This window comes from Bacillota bacterium, from assembly GCA_012727955.1.
Lineage (GTDB): Bacteria > Bacillota > Limnochordia > DTU087 > JAAYGB01 > JAAYGB01.
In genome coordinates this window covers 56729-72983 of the sequence record JAAYGB010000014.1, presented here as the reverse complement: position 1 = coordinate 72983, position 16255 = coordinate 56729, and the positions used below count along the sequence as shown (strand labels likewise).

Annotated in this window: 17 protein-coding genes and 1 tRNA gene; 2 read left to right on the top strand and 16 right to left on the bottom strand. The window is 54.7% G+C overall.

Annotation, left to right across the window (positions count from 1 at the left end; all coding sequences use genetic code 11):
• Positions 1–41 precede the first annotated feature (41 nt).
• The 5 genes from GX030_03555 to GX030_03535 form a co-directional block, all read right to left on the bottom strand.
• Positions 42–419 (bottom strand): S1 RNA-binding domain-containing protein, encoded by a 378-nt coding sequence (locus GX030_03555; GenBank protein ID NLV91456.1) that lies wholly within the window; start codon positions 417–419, stop codon positions 42–44.
• A gap of 114 nt (positions 420–533) precedes the next feature.
• Positions 534–863, bottom strand: coding sequence for a septum formation initiator family protein (locus tag GX030_03550; GenBank protein NLV91455.1), 330 nt, complete (start codon positions 861–863; stop codon positions 534–536).
• Positions 864–948: 85 nt separating this feature from the next.
• The gene (locus GX030_03545; protein NLV91454.1) at positions 949–1446 is read right to left on the bottom strand and encodes a hypothetical protein; all 498 of its coding nucleotides are present in this window, start codon (positions 1444–1446) and stop codon (positions 949–951) included.
• A 77-nt stretch (positions 1447–1523) separates the two neighbouring features.
• Entirely contained in the window at positions 1524–1790 is a 267-nt protein-coding gene (yabP, locus tag GX030_03540) for a sporulation protein YabP (protein ID NLV91453.1), read from the bottom strand.
• A 94-nt stretch (positions 1791–1884) separates the two neighbouring features.
• The gene (locus GX030_03535) at positions 1885–2871 is read right to left on the bottom strand and encodes a SpoIID/LytB domain-containing protein (protein ID NLV91452.1); all 987 of its coding nucleotides are present in this window, start codon (positions 2869–2871) and stop codon (positions 1885–1887) included.
• Between the two features lie 208 nt (positions 2872–3079).
• On the opposite strand from GX030_03535, the gene GX030_03530 reads away from it, so the two are divergent.
• Positions 3080–3355, top strand: a complete 276-nt coding sequence (locus GX030_03530; GenBank protein NLV91451.1) for an HU family DNA-binding protein — start codon at positions 3080–3082, stop codon at positions 3353–3355.
• 87 nt (positions 3356–3442) lie between these two features.
• Positions 3443–4981, top strand: a complete 1539-nt coding sequence (mazG, locus tag GX030_03525; protein ID NLV91450.1) for a nucleoside triphosphate pyrophosphohydrolase — start codon at positions 3443–3445, stop codon at positions 4979–4981.
• A gap of 99 nt (positions 4982–5080) precedes the next feature.
• On the opposite strand, the gene spoVT is transcribed toward mazG, so the two are convergent.
• From spoVT to ispE, 11 genes are all read right to left on the bottom strand, one after another.
• The gene (gene spoVT / locus GX030_03520) at positions 5081–5629 is read right to left on the bottom strand and encodes a stage V sporulation protein T (GenBank protein NLV91449.1); all 549 of its coding nucleotides are present in this window, start codon (positions 5627–5629) and stop codon (positions 5081–5083) included.
• Between the two features lie 96 nt (positions 5630–5725).
• On the bottom strand, positions 5726–9265 hold the full coding sequence (gene mfd, locus GX030_03515; GenBank protein NLV91448.1) for a transcription-repair coupling factor: 3540 nt from the start codon (positions 9263–9265) through the stop codon (positions 5726–5728).
• Between the two features lie 73 nt (positions 9266–9338).
• Positions 9339–9914 (bottom strand): aminoacyl-tRNA hydrolase, encoded by a 576-nt coding sequence (locus GX030_03510; protein ID NLV91447.1) that lies wholly within the window; start codon positions 9912–9914, stop codon positions 9339–9341.
• 7 nt (positions 9915–9921) lie between these two features.
• Positions 9922–10548, bottom strand: a complete 627-nt coding sequence (locus tag GX030_03505; GenBank protein NLV91446.1) for a 50S ribosomal protein L25 — start codon at positions 10546–10548, stop codon at positions 9922–9924.
• A 129-nt stretch (positions 10549–10677) separates the two neighbouring features.
• Entirely contained in the window at positions 10678–11628 is a 951-nt protein-coding gene (locus tag GX030_03500) for a ribose-phosphate pyrophosphokinase (protein ID NLV91445.1), read from the bottom strand.
• Positions 11629–11677: 49 nt separating this feature from the next.
• Positions 11678–13051, bottom strand: a complete 1374-nt coding sequence (glmU, locus tag GX030_03495) for a bifunctional UDP-N-acetylglucosamine diphosphorylase/glucosamine-1-phosphate N-acetyltransferase GlmU (GenBank protein ID NLV91444.1) — start codon at positions 13049–13051, stop codon at positions 11678–11680.
• 164 nt (positions 13052–13215) lie between these two features.
• Positions 13216–13455: a hypothetical protein gene (locus GX030_03490; GenBank protein NLV91443.1), complete on the bottom strand. Its 240-nt coding sequence runs from the start codon at positions 13453–13455 to the stop codon at positions 13216–13218.
• A gap of 20 nt (positions 13456–13475) precedes the next feature.
• A tRNA-Gln gene (locus GX030_03485) sits at positions 13476–13550 on the bottom strand.
• A gap of 115 nt (positions 13551–13665) precedes the next feature.
• Entirely contained in the window at positions 13666–14481 is an 816-nt protein-coding gene (locus GX030_03480) for an NTP transferase domain-containing protein (protein ID NLV91442.1), read from the bottom strand.
• Positions 14482–14532: 51 nt separating this feature from the next.
• A complete protein-coding gene (locus tag GX030_03475; GenBank protein ID NLV91441.1) occupies positions 14533–15240 on the bottom strand; it encodes a GntR family transcriptional regulator in 708 nt (235 codons plus the stop codon).
• Positions 15241–15260: 20 nt separating this feature from the next.
• Positions 15261–16229 carry a 4-(cytidine 5'-diphospho)-2-C-methyl-D-erythritol kinase gene (gene ispE / locus GX030_03470; protein ID NLV91440.1) on the bottom strand — a complete coding sequence of 323 codons (969 nt, stop codon included), beginning with the start codon at positions 16227–16229 and terminating at the stop codon, positions 15261–15263.
• Between the last annotated feature and the right edge of the window lie 26 nt (positions 16230–16255).

Below are 16255 nucleotides of genomic sequence, written 5' to 3'. Positions count from 1 at the left end.
AAAAGCATCCCCGCAGGGATGCGTTATTAGCAAATCCTTACCTAAAAAGTTCTGGCTCGACTGGGGCCCCCTCGACCTCCTCGCTTCGAATCCATGCTTCGCCTCAGGTCCGATTGCCGCTCGTCGCTATCCTTGATAAAGCGGTTTAACATCTCTTCAAAGGAGGTCTTCGGCTTCGCATTCCGGCGAGGCTGAGCCTGTTTGATCGACAAAGCCACCTTTCCGTCGCTGATACTCAGGACCTTAACCTTAACGATGTCCTCTTCCTTCAGATAATCCTTCACATCTTTGACGTAGGCATCGGCGATCTCCGAAATGTGCACTAAACCGGTCTGACCATCCCCCAGTTCCACAAAAGCACCGAAATGCGTGATGCCAGCAACTCTTCCCTCGACAATGCTCCCGACCTCGATGGACATACGTGTATGTACTCCTCCTAGAAAAACGAATAACGGTTACAGGCTAACCTGCAGTGCCATTATACTTTATTGGGAACTTTTTTGTCAACGCACTAGAATCTTCAAAAAGCCAAGCTAGGGCTTGGGATTCGTCTGGGGGATGTCGTAGGGAGCCGGGAAGTCTTGGGGCTCAGCGATCTTATATACCGTTTCCCCGGGCATCACCAGGCGAAGTTTTTCCCTGGCAACTTTCTCCACATACTCCGGACTGTTCATGTAGTCGATGAGTTCCTGCAGACGCTGGTTCCGGGCTTGGACCGCCTGGATCTCTGCCTGCACCCTGCGGATCTCCGCCTCAACCTGCTTGACCCGCAGGTGCCTGTGGACAAAGCCGACCCCGACGACCAGCAACAGCCCCACCAATAGGGCTGTGGCAAATCGGCGGGGATTCGTCAGCCGCTTCATCAACACCACCCCCGATAGTCTAGGGGGTTCGACGTGGCCGCGGGCAATTCCTTGCCGGTAGCTGACCTGTAGGGTTGTTTTCCCGTCACCGGCCCTGCCACCAGAAGAGCCTGGCCGCAATCCCTCCCCGCCAGCGCATTCCCGGCCGTGGGCGGTAATTCGAAGACTTGGGCAGCCGACTCCAGCGCCACCGCCAACTTAAGTGCCTAATTAAGGCCACCGGGGCCATTAGGATCCTGCCGGTACCAGAGATCAGCAAAGCCCCCAGCCCGCCCACCAGGCGCCCGATGGTGACCACGGTGTTAATTACCAACCAACTGAAGACAGTGAAATACAAAAATAGCCCTAAAACCACTCCCAAAAGAACATAAAATCTCAGGTCCATCCAATTAGCCAAGATAAACTGCACAATCATGGTGGGAGTCATCACCACCCAAAAGAGGACATCCATAATCGTAGCCCAGTGATGCCGGGGGCGGATACCTCCCCGAATCACCCGGTACAGATCATAGAGGATGCCGAAGACAAACCCACTGAGGATTGTGATCATAAATGCGGTGACCTGATGGGTTAGGGTATCCAAAGGGCAGCCCTCCTTACCAAATCTCCCTCTAAAGTCCCTATAACTTTAGACTATGCCGAGGGCCTGCTTTTGTGCCTCTATTTGAACACCCGACTGAAGAATCCCCCGCTCCTTCTGGTGGCCTTGTCCCCGATATACTCCAGGGTGGTGACAAATCCATTGACCTGCAGGCTGGCGGTGTCGAGGTTCAGCTCCTTAATGTGCAGGTCCTCCCCCCGCACCACCAACATCCCTTCCTCAGTCTCCAGTAGAATTTCATGCTCGTCGAAGCTTTCCACATTTAACACGCCGTCCACCGAGAGGCTTTCCCGCCCCTTAAGGGCCAGCTGATGTCCCCGGCGCATCACAAGTTTTTTCTCCTCCACCCCAATACACCCCCGCACGAGACTTGTACTCTCTAGTCATGTCTATGCAAGGGAGCGTCAACTGATAACTAAATTATTCCCAAAGGCGCTTAATCGTGGCCTTGGGGAAGAATTTGCGAACGATCTCCTCGGGACTGGCGCCCTCCTTGGCCAGCATATAGGCGTCCCATTGACTCAGGCCCACGCCATGGCCGAAGCCTGACCCCGACATAGTCAACGTCCCATCGGCCCAGGATACCTCCGTCAGGAGCAGGCTTTTCAGCACCTTGGGATCCACTGCAATGCGAAACTCCGGCGCCGAGACCTCGGTCTGGCCCTCACTGCCGACAAAGTTCAAAGTGATGGCCCGGTTGCTGGGCCCTGTCTCTCCGATTTTCACCTCTTCGATGGTCCCCACATCGGCACCGAGCTTACTAAGGGCCTGCATAACAGTATCCTCCTCCAGCTCCACCGTCCAGGACTTCAACTCCTCGGGAACATATTCATTTTCCGGCAGGTCAATGCTGGTGATATACTCCGGTTCCTCACCCTGGTAGTTGAGGCCCTCCTTGGCGCTGGCGGTCTGCCCGCCGCTGTAGCTGTGAAACCACCCTTTGATCACCTTGCCATTGTAGGTTAGCACCTCTCCCCGGGTCCTTTCCACCGCGGCCTTGATGGTGTCGGTGATGGCCTCGGGATTATAGGCCTGGGCCTCCTCTACATCGGTGGAAATGTCGGTACCGTACTGGGACTTCTTGTTAGCATCGAGCCAATTCACTGTGAAGCTTCGGGCCAGGATCGCTTGAGCGGCATAGGCCTCCTCGGGCCAGTCGGCCTCCATCTCCCCGGCCACTACCCCTTCCAGATACTCCTCTAGCTTCATTTCCTTTTTCTCTTCGGTGTCCACGATATAGACCGTTAAGGTGGGCTCCTCCCGCTGCTCTCCTTGATTTTGTGCCATGGGTGCTCGATCCTGATCCCGCTGCCGAGGTTCAAAAAGGGAGGCACACCCCCCGACAACCAGCAAAGTGATGAGAAACAACCCGATTATCCAATACCATCTATTTCTTGGGACTTTCACCTCTGTCTCCTCCTCAGTCCGAAAATGCTCTCGCATCCTATAGTTTGGACAAATTCACCGGCTTTAGCCCCGACTTAGGTGTATAACATCCTAAGATGAAAGATAATAATTGCGAAAACCTCGTATTGAGGCAGGATCGGACAACCATGCACAGAATATACTCGAGAAGATAGATAGGCATTTTCTCTAAGGAAGAGGAGGAAACCAAATGAACAAGACGGATCTGATTGCAGCGGTCGCGGAGAAGACCGGAACTACCAAGAAGAATGCCGGCACCATCGTTGATGCCGTATTCGAGACCATCTCCGAGGCTCTGTCTGCAGGGGACAAGGTTACCCTTGTAGGATTTGGTACCTTTGAGGTACGAGATCGTGCCGCTCGCAAGGGCGTCAATCCTTCCACCAAGGAAACCATCGAGATCCCAGCTTCTAAGGTCCCTGCTTTTAAGGCCGGTAAGGGCCTCAGAGAAGCCGTGGCTAAGTAACCTAAGGCCAGTACACACTAGGCTTGGGTCTGCCAAAGGACCTAAGCCTATCTTTTTTAGGAGGCGATACCGTTGCCAAACCCAAGGATTACCGTCGTCGGGTTAGGCCCCGGCTCTGCCGATTTGATTTCCCTGGGAGCCAAGGCCCAGCTGATGGCCGATGTTCCCGTTTACTTTCGTACCACTGTTCATCCCTTGGTTCCAGAGCTGATCCAGGAGATTCCCGGTCCCGTTCACTCCTTCGATGACATCTATGAGTCCGCGGAGGAGTTCTCCAAGGTCTACCAGCAGATTGTCGATGAGCTGCTTACTGCTGCGAGGGAAACCCCGATAGTCTACGCCGTTCCGGGACATCCCTTTGTTGCGGAGACCACCGTCACCCTGCTCTTGGAAAGGGCCAGGGAGGCAGGCGTTGAGGTTCAGGTAATTCCCAGTATGAGTGGACTGGAGGCGATGATGGCGGAACTGGCCATCGATCCCACCAATGGGCTGGTGATCTGTGACGCCCTGGACATGCCTTCCGGGATTGATACCCAAAGTCCCCTCCTAATTACCCAGGTGTACAACCGCTGGGTGGCCAGTGACCTGAAGCTTTTCCTTTTGGACCACTACGATGGGGAGCATCCCGTCACCCTAGTCAAAGCCGCCGGAATCCCCGGACAGGCCCGTCAGGAGACAATGCCCTTGTACCAACTGGACCAGGTGGACTGGATTGACCATCTGACCAGTCTTTATGTACCCAAGGTGACCGACGGGGAAAAGATTCAAACCCGATTTAGCCTGCTGCCCATCGTCAAGGTGATGCAGCGGCTGCGGGCCGAAGATGGCTGTCCTTGGGACAGTGAGCAAACCCACATCAGCCTCAAGCCCTACCTCATCGAAGAGGCCTATGAAGTAGCGGAGGCAGTAGATGAAGGCGATGATGACCAGCTGATGGAGGAGCTGGGAGACGTCCTGCTCCAGGTGATCTTCCATGCTCAAATTGCCGCGGAAAGAGGGGCCTTTGATGCCGACGATGTGGTCAGAGTTTTGGTGGAGAAGATGATTCGCCGCCATCCCCATGTCTTCGGTGACATCGAGGCGAAAACCGCCCAGGCCGTCACCGTCAATTGGGAGGAGATCAAGCGCAGGGAAAGGGCTGCCAAGGGCGAGACCCGAAGCTCTGTCCTGCAGGGCATTCCTCCAGGACTACCCGCGCTGATGACCGCCAGAAAGATTCAGCAAAAGGCCGCCAAGGTAGGCTTTGATTGGGACGAGGTCCAAGGAGCCTACGCCAAGGTACTAGAGGAGCTGCGGGAGTTTGAAGACGTAATTGCCCGTCAAGGGACTGCCGAGAAGCAGGGCCCCGAGGGTGGAGACCCAGAGCTAACGGGAGAGTTCGGCGACATCCTCTTTGCCCTGGTCAATGTGGCCCGGCACCTAAGATTTGACCCGGAAATCGCCCTTCTGCAGTCTGTCAATAAGTTTAAGCGCCGCTTCCTGTACATCGAAGCTAAGGCTAAGGAGCAGGGACGCTCCTTGACAGAGATGACCCTGGAGGAGATGGATCAGCTCTGGGAGGAAGCTAAGGCCAGCGAGGGCGGGAAGGAGTCAACCCTAAGCACTCATTCCGATAACAGCAGATAGGCGCAAAAAAGCCAAGACACGGTATCCGAAATCTTAACCATCGCTTGATACCCGTCTTGGCGTATTGTTTTCTGCCTGGCACAACAGTCTGTGCTGCTGCTATTGTTCCATTTGCTTGGCCAAGAACCCGGCCGCGGTCTCCGCCAGCTTCCGTTCCAACTCTCCGAGTTTGACGTTAGCTTCCTTAGAACCGATCATGACGACTCCAACGGGATCGCCCTCAGATATAATTGGAGCTGCCACCATGTTGGGGAAATACCACAGATCATCTTCATCGTCCACGAGCATGTTACCGGTGTCTTCCGGGAAAATCACCGACTTTCGCCCGCTCATAACCTCTTCCACCGGTGGAATGATCGACTTGTCGATCCAATTCTTCTTCGGGGCCCCCGCGACTGCAACCACCGCATCCCTGTCACAGATGATGGATATATATCCCGTTGATTCAAAGAGGGAATCAGCATATTCCTGGGCAAAGTCACCTAACTCCCCAATGGGAGAATACTTTTTCAGAATAACTTCGCCATCCCTGTCAACGAAGATCTCTAAGGGATCTCCTTCTCGAATTCTCAAGGTCCGGCGAATTTCCTTCGGGATCACTACCCGACCTAGATCGTCAATTCGCCTCACAATTCCCGTTGCCTTCATTCGCGTCCCTCCTTTGGCTCTGCCAGGCTATTACGGTATTCATAATTTACACCGGGGCCACCCTTTTTATTCGCAGCTGCCAACTCTACCCCAAACTCAAGAAGTCCCTTCGATTTGCTTTACCGCATCGGTGAGGATAGACTCCAATAGGCCCAGGACTTCTGCCTCGGAAAGGCCTCGGGTGTTGAGGCGGATTTGCAGCTGTTTGCCTTTGGCCACCGTCAGTCGACCGCGGTATTGCTTCGTCAAATAGCTCAGCACCGATTCCGCCGGCTCCATCCCGGGGTGAAGTCTAATCACCGTTAGATTTCTTTGCTGCTGAATCGAGGCTACGGCGCAGCGCCTGGCCAGATTCTTGATCTTGGCAGCTACCAGCAAATTGACCACAGGAAGCGGTAGATCCCCGAAGCGGTCCTCTAACTCCTCCGTCACATCCATCAGGTCCTCTTCGCTGGCGATGGCTGTGACCTTGCGGTACATTTCTACCTTTTGCTGACTATCGGAGATAAACTCATCGGGCAGATAGGCATCGACGCTCAAGTCCAGTACTGGTTCTGGAGGTTCTTCTTTGGTTTCTCCCTTTAACTCCTGGATCGATTGCTCTAACAATTTGCAGTATAGTTCAAAGCCAACGGAAGCAATAAACCCATGCTGCTCCGGTCCCAACAGGTTACCGGCTCCTCGGATTTCCAAGTCCCGCATCGCGATCTTGAAGCCGGAACCTAATTCGGTAAACTCCCTAATAGCCTGGAGGCGCTTTTCTGCAGCCTCTGACAGTATTTTGTCCCGTCGATAGGTAAAATACGCGTAAGCCACCCTGTTACTTCTCCCGACTCGTCCCCGCAACTGATACAGCTGTGATAGGCCCAAGTGATCAGCATCGTAGACGATGAGGGTGTTGACGTTGGGGATGTCCATTCCTGTTTCAATGATGGTGGTACAGAGGAGAATGTCGTACTCCTGGTTGAAAAAGTCCAGCATGATCTTTTCCAAGCGATTCTCATCCATCTGCCCATGGGCTACCGCGATCCTAGCCTCCGGTACCAGTTGCTGTAACTGTTGGGCGAGGGCGTCAATAGTTCTTACCCGATTGTAGACAAAGTAAACCTGTCCCTCCCGGGCAAGCTCCCGCAAAATCGCTTCTCGAATCTGTTCCTCCTCATACTCCACCACATAGGTCCTGACGGGAAAGCGGTTCTCCGGCGGCGTCTCGATGACGCTCATATCCCTAACCCCAACTAGGGCCATATGCATCGTCCTCGGGATGGGAGTGGCGGTGAGGGTGAGAACGTCTACCCCCTTGGAGATCTCCTTGAGCCGTTCCTTTTGGACCACACCAAAGCGCTGCTCCTCATCGATGATTACCAGGCCCAGATCCTTAAACTTAACGTCCTTAGAAAGCAGCCGGTGGGTACCGATAATCACATCCACCTGTCCCTCTTTCAGTCGCCGGAGGGTCTCCTTTTGCACCGTCGCGCTTTGGAAGCGACTGACAATCGCGATATTGGCTCCGGTGTTTTCAAAGCGTTCCTTAAAGGTGCGGTAATGCTGTTGCGCCAAAATCGTCGTTGGGACCAGGACCGCGACCTGTTTGCCGTCCATCACTGCCTTAAAGGCACCTCGGATGGCCACCTCCGTCTTGCCATAGCCGACGTCGCCACAAAGGAGTCGATCCATTGGTCGGGGACGCTGCATATCCTGCTTCATCTCGACAATGGCCCGGAGTTGATCCTCCGTTTCTCTGTAGGGAAAACTGTCTTCAAATTCCTTTTGCCACACCGTATCTTCGCTAAAGGCATAACCGGGCTGGGATTCCCGCTCCGCGTAGAGTTTAAGTAGTCCCCGGGCGATATTCTGTACCGAGTCCTTAACCCGCTGTTTTGTTCGGGCCCACTCGGTACCCCCTAACTTGTAGAGGCGAGGCTCCTGGTCCTCGGTTCCCACGTACTTTTGCAAAAGGTGCACCTGTTCCGTGGGGACATAGAGCTTATCCTCCCCGGCATACTGCAAAGTCAGGTAGTCCCTGTGAACTCCCGCCACCTCCAGGGTATGAACCCCGAGATAGCGACCGATCCCATGGTTGACATGGACCACGTAATCACCGGGCTGCAAATCGGAGTAGCGGGTGATTCTAACGGCTTCCTCCACCGAGGGACGGCGCCGTTGCTTGGCCCGCCGACCGTAGATCTCGGTATCAGACAGCACCACCAGCTTGGCCCCGGCAAGCTCAAAACCGCTTTGTAGGCCCCCTACGGTCACCACTACGTTACCGGGCTTCAGAGCATCGCCGAGCTCCTCTGCAAAGACCGCGGGCACATCCCTTTCTTGGATGGTGGAAACTAGGTGCTGCGCTTGAGTCCGACTGGAAACCGATAACAATACCCGATAGCCCTGCTGCCGCCAAAACTTCAGCCGCTCCTCCAACAGCTCCGGTTTACCGTGGAAGGTCTCTGCCCCTCGACTGGAGCTGTTAATGGTCTGGCTGGGCTGCATCCCCTGAGCTCTGGTAGACAGCGTTGAGACGTAGACGATGGGATGTTCCTTGCACTGACGCAGCACTTCCGGCCAATCACAGTAATTGTCGGTCACCAGGGGTAGGACCCTGCCCTTTTCCAAGAGGTTAGCCACCATCTGACCAAAGTCTTCCAGCATCGACTGCAGCTGATCCCGAACCCGAGCGGGCTCATCGATAACCACCAGGGCATCGGTGAAATAGTCGATAATCAAGGTCGAATCGGGTACCAAAAGGGGACGGTATTGCTCGATTCCCGGAAAGTACATCCCATTGGACAGCTTCTCAATATGCTCCCCAATGCGCTTTTCTAGGGCATCGGCAGCTTCCAACAGGTTGCTGGACTCTAACTTGCGCACCTGGCGCTCCAGCATCGACTGCAGCTGCGGTACGATGGCCTGCCGATCCTGCGAGGTGACCAGAAGTTCGATGGCCGGGGAGATAAATACCTCGCTGATTTTCTCCAGGGAGCGCTGGGACTCTAGATCAAATTCCCGCAGGGAATCCACTTCGTCGTCAAAGAGCTCGATTCTAACGGGACGCTGGGCCACTAAAGGAAAGACATCGATGATTCCACCCCGAATGGAAAACTGCCCCACGCCCTCCACCATCTCCACCCGCTCATAACCGGCATCCACCAGGTGCTGGGCTATCTGTTCGGTGTCAATTCTGGTATCCATGTCGATGTGCAAGATCCCTTGGGCGCAGGCCTGGGGTGGAACGATACGCTCCACCACTGCCTGAATCGGCGCGATACTAATGGCCAGACGCTTCAAGACGGCCGCGGTCATCACCTGGATCCGCTCCCGGGCCAGGTCTAAGTTGCGATTGACTTCTTCATGGGGGTAGACTTCATTGGCGGGATAGAGCAGAACCTCGGTGTCCGGTGCCAGGCTGGATAACTCCTGCCAAAGCCGTTCTGCCTGGAGGGGCGAATAGGTAATCACCAGCAAGGGGCGCTGCAGCTCGTTGACTACAGTATGCAATCCCGCCATCAAAGCCGGTTTGTAGGAGCCGCTGGCCCCCACCACCAATTGCTCTCTATGTCCCCGACGCAATCCTCCTACCAGGTAAGAAAACTCATCGGTGGTTTGTATTAAATCGATCAGTCCATGCAAAGCCAAAACGTAACCCCCTGGAACATGGCAAAACAGGGCTTTTACAAGAAAAGCCCCGTGCCCATCAATTTCTGTTCTCTTACGGTTTTCCCACGATGCCGTTGAACTTGCTCATCGCGACGGTGACTCCATCGGTGATCCACAGCTCAGCGGCATCGGCAGCGGTGGTAATCACTTCTTCAACGAGGGGTTGATCTGCCTTGGGAAAATTGCTTAAGACGTAATTGATCACTTCCTCGCTGTGCGTGGGACGGTCGATTCCCAAACGCAGACGGGCAAATTCCTGGGTGCCCAGGGCAGCAATGATGGATTTCATCCCATTGTGCCCACCGGCACTGCCCTTGGCCCGCAGTCGCACCTCACCTAAAGCCAGATCCAGGTCATCGTAGATAACTAAGATGTCCTCCGGTGCAATCCGGTAATAATTAGCCGCGGGCCCTACCGCTCTACCGCTGTTGTTCATAAAAGTCTGGGGCATTAATAAGATTACCTTTTCCCCGTTAATTCTAACACTACCGCTGAGCGCGGAAAAAGAGCCGGCGGTGAGAGTAACCCCATGCCGCCGGACTAGTTCCTCTATGACCATGAAACCAAAGTTGTGCCGTGTCTGAGCATACTTGAGCCCGGGATTACCCAGGCCCACAACCAATTTCATGACTCAACTACTCCTCGTCCCCGCCGTCCTCTTCACCGACTAGCTCCGGTTCCGTGGCCTCATCCTCGTCCTCTGCAGGCTCAGCAGCAGGCAGAACCACAGAGACTACAGCCTCCGCTGGATCGACATCGGTTTCCACACCTTCCGGCAGCGTCAAATCGCCAACGGAAATGGCATCCCCAACGGTCAGGCCGGAAACGTCTACCGGGATGGACTCCGGAATGTTGGTGGGCAAGGACTTGACCTCAAGTTCAAAGAGAACTTGGGTAACAATTCCGCCGTCGCTGGCCCGGGCATCTTCGCCGGTGATGACCACGGGAACCACAGTGGCAATTACCTCGTCCAGGCGTACTTCGTGGAAATCTACATGGACCAGATCGTCTCTCACTGGGTCCCGATCCACAAGCTTGATCAACACGGTCTTAGTTTCCCCGGAGAAATCCAGATCAACCAGGTTAGTATGTCCTGCTTCTTGGTACACACGGACAAACTCCCTGGTCGGGGTTTGTACAGCCACCGTGTCCTTACCCGGACCATAGACAACACCAGGAATGTAACCAGAACGGCGCAACTTGCGAGCTGCACCCTTACCTAAGTCTTCCCTTCGCTCCACTGCTAACGTGATATTAGCCATAAGCGAACCCCCTTTACAGTTAGAACTTTCGGCTTGGTCACTCGCCATAAATTGAAGTATATCACTTATTTGGATAAATAGCCAATTTCCCGCTCCTTCGCACCGTCACAAAGGGGGAAACGCCGGCAGCTAATCAAAGAGCTTGCTCACCGATAGCTCTTCGTAAATCCGTCGGATGGCTTCACTAAACAAGGGAGCTACCGACAGGACTTTAATCTTGTCAATTTGCTTCTCCTCGGGCAGCTGAATGCTGTTGGTGACAACCACTTCCGTCAAGCAGGAGTTAGCGATCCGCTCCACCGCCGGCGGCGACAATACTGGGTGGGAACAGCAGGCATAAACGGCCTTGGCTCCCCGCTGGGCCAAGGCTTCAGCGGCCTGGACAATGGTCCCGGCGGTATCGATGATGTCATCGACCAGGATAGCCACTTTGCCCTCGATGTCACCAATAACGTTCATCACTTCCGACACGTTGGGCTCTGGACGTCTCTTGTCCACAATGGCCAGACCACAGCTTAGGTGATTGGCAAACTCTCGAGCCCGGGATACTCCGCCAACGTCCGGGGAGACAACAACCACGTCTTCGAAATTCTTGGCGGCGAAATATTCGGCTAGAATGGGCATCGCTCGAAGGTTATCGCTGGGGATATCAAAGAAGCCCTGAATCTGACCGGCATGCAGGTCCATGGTCAATACCCGGTCAGCTCCCGCGGTGGTGATCATGTTGGCTACCAGCTTGGCAGTCACGGGATCCCGAGGCTGGGTCTTTCGATCCTGACGGGCATATCCGTAGTAGGGAACCACCGCCGCCACTTCCCGGGCCGACGCCCGGCGCATGGCATCGATCATGATCAACAGTTCCATTAAGTTAGTATCCGCGGGATTACTGGTGGGCTGCACGATAAAAACGTGGGCACCCCGGACAGTTTCCTTGATGCGGACGCTGATCTCACCGTCTTTGAAGCGCTTAACTTCGCAATCCCCTAAACTAGTCCCCAAAAACTTGGCGATGTCTCGGGCCAATTCCGGATTGGCTGTTCCGGAAAAGATCTTTAACCTCCGATTCTGTTCAATTAACACGGGTGTCACTTCCTATTCAATTATGATCCAGTCAGTACTTAAGTAAACTTTATTTTTTCTTACGACTTTCTACCCAGCCTTCTCGCACCGACTGTCGCGATCGCCCAATACCCAAAGCCTTGGCAGGCACGTCCTTGGTGATCGTGGAGCCGGCAGCAATATAGGCACCTTCACCAATGGATACCGGTGCCACCAAATTAGAGTTACTGCCGATAAAGGCATTGTCCGCGATTACAGTCCTGTGTTTTCTTTCACCATCAAAGTTACAGGTAATGGTCCCGGCACCCACATTGGCGTTGACACCTACATCGGCATCTCCCACGTAGCTCAGATGGGGGATCTTGGCATAGTCGGCAACGTTACTGTTCTTAATCTCAACAAAGTCACCGATGCGAACGTGGTCTCCAATCACGCTGTTGGGCCGCAGGTAAGCATAGGGGCCAACGGTAGTCTCTCGGCCCACCTTGGACTCCAGGAGAGTAGATTGAACAATCTCAGCTCCGGCACCAATCTCACAATCCACAATGCGAGTATGGGGACCGATGATCGCGGATTCATCGATCCTGGTCTTACCTTGTATTATCGTAAAGGGATAGATTACCGTATCCGGTGCAATCTTGACATCGGCGTCAATATAGGTTGTTGCCGGATCAATGATAGAAACTCCCGCCAGCATCAACTCTTCTAAGACCCGGGTCCGCATTACTGCCGCGGCTTCCGCCAGCTGCACCTTTGTATTGATCCCCAAAGTTTCTTCGGGATCGGGGCAAACCACCAAGGCAACCCTTTGACCCTTCTGGCGCAAAATCGCCGGCACATCGGTCAGATAGTACTCTCCCTGGGCATTGTCGTTGTTCACTTCCTCCAGACAGGCAAAGAGGGCTTCCCGTTGGTAGACGCCGACTCCGGTATTAATCTCGCAGATCTTCTTCTGTTCCGGGTCGGCATCCTTTTCCTCAACGATGGCGGCAAAATTCCCCTCTTCGTCTCGAACAATCCGACCATAGCCCGTGGGATCGCGATAAATAGCCGACAGGCAGGTACAAGCTGCACCCTCGGCTTCATGCTGCTCAAAGAGTTTTGCCAATGTCTCGGGACGATACAAGGGAGAATCTCCGTAACCCACCAAGACCGGACCAGACCCATCGGCCAAGGCCTGCCGGGCCTGCATGACCGCATGTCCCGTTCCCAACTGCTCCCGTTGCCAGACAACTTCTACCGCTGCGTAATCTTGCAGAAACTTTTCTACTTCGGCCCCCTGATGTCCCACCACTACGATGATCCGGTCGATGCCGGCCGCCAAGTAGGTCTCAACGACGTGGGCAATCATCGGCTTGCCCCAAATTTCGTGGAGCACCTTGGCCTTATTTGAACGCATCCGCGTTCCGTGACCCGCAGCTAGGACAACTGCGGCCTTCTCCATGTTCTATCCCTTCTTCCCTTGATGTGCTTTCGGCTCAGCACTTCGGCAAAGACTGCCATAAGTCCTTCCCTATAAGTATTGTTCCCAATGCAAAAGAAAAATGAAAAAAGCCCACCTATTGGCAGGCTTTACCTCACCGCGGTTTGCTATACATCAATGCCACCCTACCGGGACTTTAGGATCTCTTCCCGCTGCTTCTCTTCCGCGGCAATTTCCGCTTCGGCAGCGGCAATACAGGCCCGGGCGCTTCCGCCATCAACCATCCCACACCGCCGGTTATCCATGGTGGGGACCCCATCGACGGAGCCAATGGTGCCAATCTCCTGCTTATAACGATCCAGTTGAGACAAAGCCCGGCGCAAACTGGCCTGGCGGGATTCTACCCGTTGATTACCTTCTGTCATGACCAGTACCCCCCAAATCTTGGCTGGGGTGCCTGGATTCGAACCAGGGAATGCAGGAGTCAAAGTCCTGTGCCTTACCCCTTGGCTACACCCCAAGATACTGCCAAAGTACTGCAGTCTAAAACTGCAATGTTGCCATGCAGTAGTAATATCTCCGCTGCAGTCTCCGCCTAGACTGGGAATAAAAGCCAAGGTAGTGGTCATAGAGCTTTAGGCTTCCTGAATTTTCGCCTCACATCCCGCCGACTCTGCAACTTCGCCCTGCTGGTTCCCCTCCGTCGCTAAAATCCTTGTCACCAAATCCAAATCGCTGGGTTTATCAACGTCGACGCCAATTTGCGGGAAGGGGGATTCAATCGCCACTCCAGTAAACCCGAGAATTCTTTCTGCCCGCTTTTCAATCTCTGCTATCGTCAAGCGATTAAAGGCTAACCGAATGATAAAGGAAAGGCCCAACATCCGCACCAATTTCACCGGCTGCTTACGCAGGGCTACGACCCGCTCCAACAGTTGGTAACACTGGCTGATCACCTTGGGCTCCAACAGAGCCAGATTGCCACCGGTGAAGACTCCGTCCTTTAACTTCAGGTATGTGCGCTCCACGTTGGGATAGGCGGCTTCATTGCTCTCTTTCCGAACGATGGGATAGTAAATTGCCGCCTCATGGGCTTGGCACCGATGGAGAAAGTCGGTTACGGCTTCCCCGGTTAGTAGTGGAATATCCGCGGTCACTAACAACACCTTGGCCTCCGGCGAAACTTCCGTGAGTCCCACCTTTACATTCTCTACCATCGATTCTCGATGGAGCTTGACCCGGATCTTAGGATCCCGATACAGCTTCTGTAAAGACTTTGGTCCAACGATGATGATCCGGTCAATCTGGCCGCAATCCAGCAATGCCTGGACCACATAGTCCACCAAAGGACGGCCATTGACTGCAATCAGCGCCTCATATTCCGCCGCGGATCGGGTTTTTAATGGGCCATCGTTTCTCGCCCCGGCCAAGACAATCGCATCTACCTTCATCTGCTCACGGCCCTCTCTTTGAAATTGTGGGGCCACGCCTCCTCGTTGTGGCTACCGAGAATCCCCGGCCTTCATATAGGCCTGGGCAGCACTCTGGATATGCTCCTGGGAGCGCTCCTTGGCAGCTTGCAGCTCGCGACGAGCCACCGCGTCGACAATGGCACGGTGCTCTTTGAGTGCGATTGCCATTCGCCCCGGTTTTGCCAAAGACTGTAACCGAAATCTATGAACCTGTTTTCGCAACTGACTTAAGATTCCCTGCAGCTGCTGATTACCGCTGGCTGCGTACAACAACTCATGAAACTGGGTATCCAGTTCCACCACCCGCCGGAAATCTCCGGCCTCTATTGTCTCGTCGATCTTCTCCAACAGATCTTCCAGCTCCCGGATCTGTTCCTCGGTGGCCCTTTCGGCAGCCAGCCGGGCAGCTAGTCCCTCCAGGGCGTAACGAATCTCGAAGACATCGGCCAAATCACTCATAGAGATATCGGTGACGTAGGCTCCCTTGCGAGGAACTAGCTCCACCAATCCCTCTTGCTCCAGCTGCCGAATGGCCTCCCGTACTGGAGTGCGGGATACTCCTAGCTCCTCGGCCAACTGGACCTCCATTAACCTTTCCCCAGGGGCTAAGTCACCGCTGATAATAGCTTGTCGCAAGGTATCAAAGACAATCTCCCGCAATGGTCTATACTCATCTAAGCGTACCGGTTCCAAGGGTCTACCCACTGATATTCTCCTCCAGTCACTAATACCGGCCATCACCTACCCAAAACCTCTCCCTAGAGGATCCCAGCCCCCCGACGGCCAAGGCCGGTGACCAGGATCTGCCCGCCGGCCAGTTCACCGACAAGCTCCGGCTCCAACAACCTTGCTGCCCTGTGGGCCTGTGCCTGGTTGGGAAAAAGAGCAAAGAGGGTTGGACCACTGCCGGACATCAACAGGGCAAAGTCCTCTCCTTCCACAGCCTGACGGGCCGCCTCCCCTAGCTTTCCCTTCCACTGCTTCAGAGTCGGGGCCAGGGCAAAGCTAGCCGCCTCCAACCGGTTGAACACCGTCTGCCCCGTCTGGGTCAGATTTCTTTGCGCCAAGGCCTCCACCATCGGCTCTACGGACCGCAGCTCTCCTTGGGTCTCGGACATCTGATCTAGGGTTTGATACACTGCCTTGGTGGCCAAGGTCAGTGGCGGTTTGAGCAGCAAAACATACCAATCAGGGGTAACAGAAAGGGGTGATAACTGATCGCCTCGATGGGTGCAAAGCTGACAGCCCCCAGCCAGACAGAAGGGGACATCGGCGCCTAGGGTGGCCCCCAGCTCCAGCAGCTGGGAAAAGGGCAGCTGGAGCTGCCACAGCTGATTCAAGGCCACTAAAGTCGCCGCGGCATCGGCGCTGCCGCCGGCCAAACCTGCCGCCGCGGGAATGGCCTTGCTAATCGAAATTCGCGCCCCGGCACTCACCCCGGCAAATTCCCGCAGAGCCTCCGCGGCCTTCCAGGCCAAATTCCGAGCATCGGTGGGAATCTCCACCGCCAGATCATCCATGGCTGGTCCCACCGCCCAAGTGGCTCCCTGAGTGATTGGGTCAGCCCAATTCCACTCCAAACTAAGCTCCTTCGCTGGGGCGACGGTCACCAGATCGTGTAGGGCTAAGGTCTGCATCACCGACTCCAGCCGATGATAGCCATCGGGCAAAAGCCCCACAACCTCTAGATATAGATTAATTTTAGCATATCCCGCAGCCCGGATCATTTCCCTTTTACCCCCTACAATGGTGA

Bases quoted from the DNA above. Each gene is read 5' to 3' on its own strand.
- GX030_03505 (NLV91446.1), bottom strand. From the start codon at position 10,548: ATGGCTAATATCACGTTAGCAGTGGAGCGAAGGGAAGACTTAGGTAAG.
- GX030_03480 (NLV91442.1), bottom strand. From the start codon at position 14,481: ATGAAGGTAGATGCGATTGTCTTGGCCGGGGCGAGAAACGATGGCCCA.
- spoVT (NLV91449.1), bottom strand. From the start codon at position 5,629: ATGAAGGCAACGGGAATTGTGAGGCGAATTGACGATCTAGGTCGGGTA.
- yabP (NLV91453.1), bottom strand. From the start codon at position 1,790: ATGCGCCGGGGACATCAGCTGGCCCTTAAGGGGCGGGAAAGCCTCTCG.
- GX030_03475 (NLV91441.1), bottom strand. From the start codon at position 15,240: ATGGCCGGTATTAGTGACTGGAGGAGAATATCAGTGGGTAGACCCTTG.
- GX030_03555 (NLV91456.1), bottom strand. From the start codon at position 419: ATGTCCATCGAGGTCGGGAGCATTGTCGAGGGAAGAGTTGCTGGCATC.
- ispE (NLV91440.1), bottom strand. From the start codon at position 16,229: ATGATCCGGGCTGCGGGATATGCTAAAATTAATCTATATCTAGAGGTT.
- GX030_03510 (NLV91447.1), bottom strand. From the start codon at position 9,914: ATGAAATTGGTTGTGGGCCTGGGTAATCCCGGGCTCAAGTATGCTCAG.
- GX030_03550 (NLV91455.1), bottom strand. From the start codon at position 863: ATGAAGCGGCTGACGAATCCCCGCCGATTTGCCACAGCCCTATTGGTG.
- glmU (NLV91444.1), bottom strand. From the start codon at position 13,051: ATGGAGAAGGCCGCAGTTGTCCTAGCTGCGGGTCACGGAACGCGGATG.
- GX030_03490 (NLV91443.1), bottom strand. From the start codon at position 13,455: ATGACAGAAGGTAATCAACGGGTAGAATCCCGCCAGGCCAGTTTGCGC.
- GX030_03530 (NLV91451.1), top strand. From the start codon at position 3,080: ATGAACAAGACGGATCTGATTGCAGCGGTCGCGGAGAAGACCGGAACT.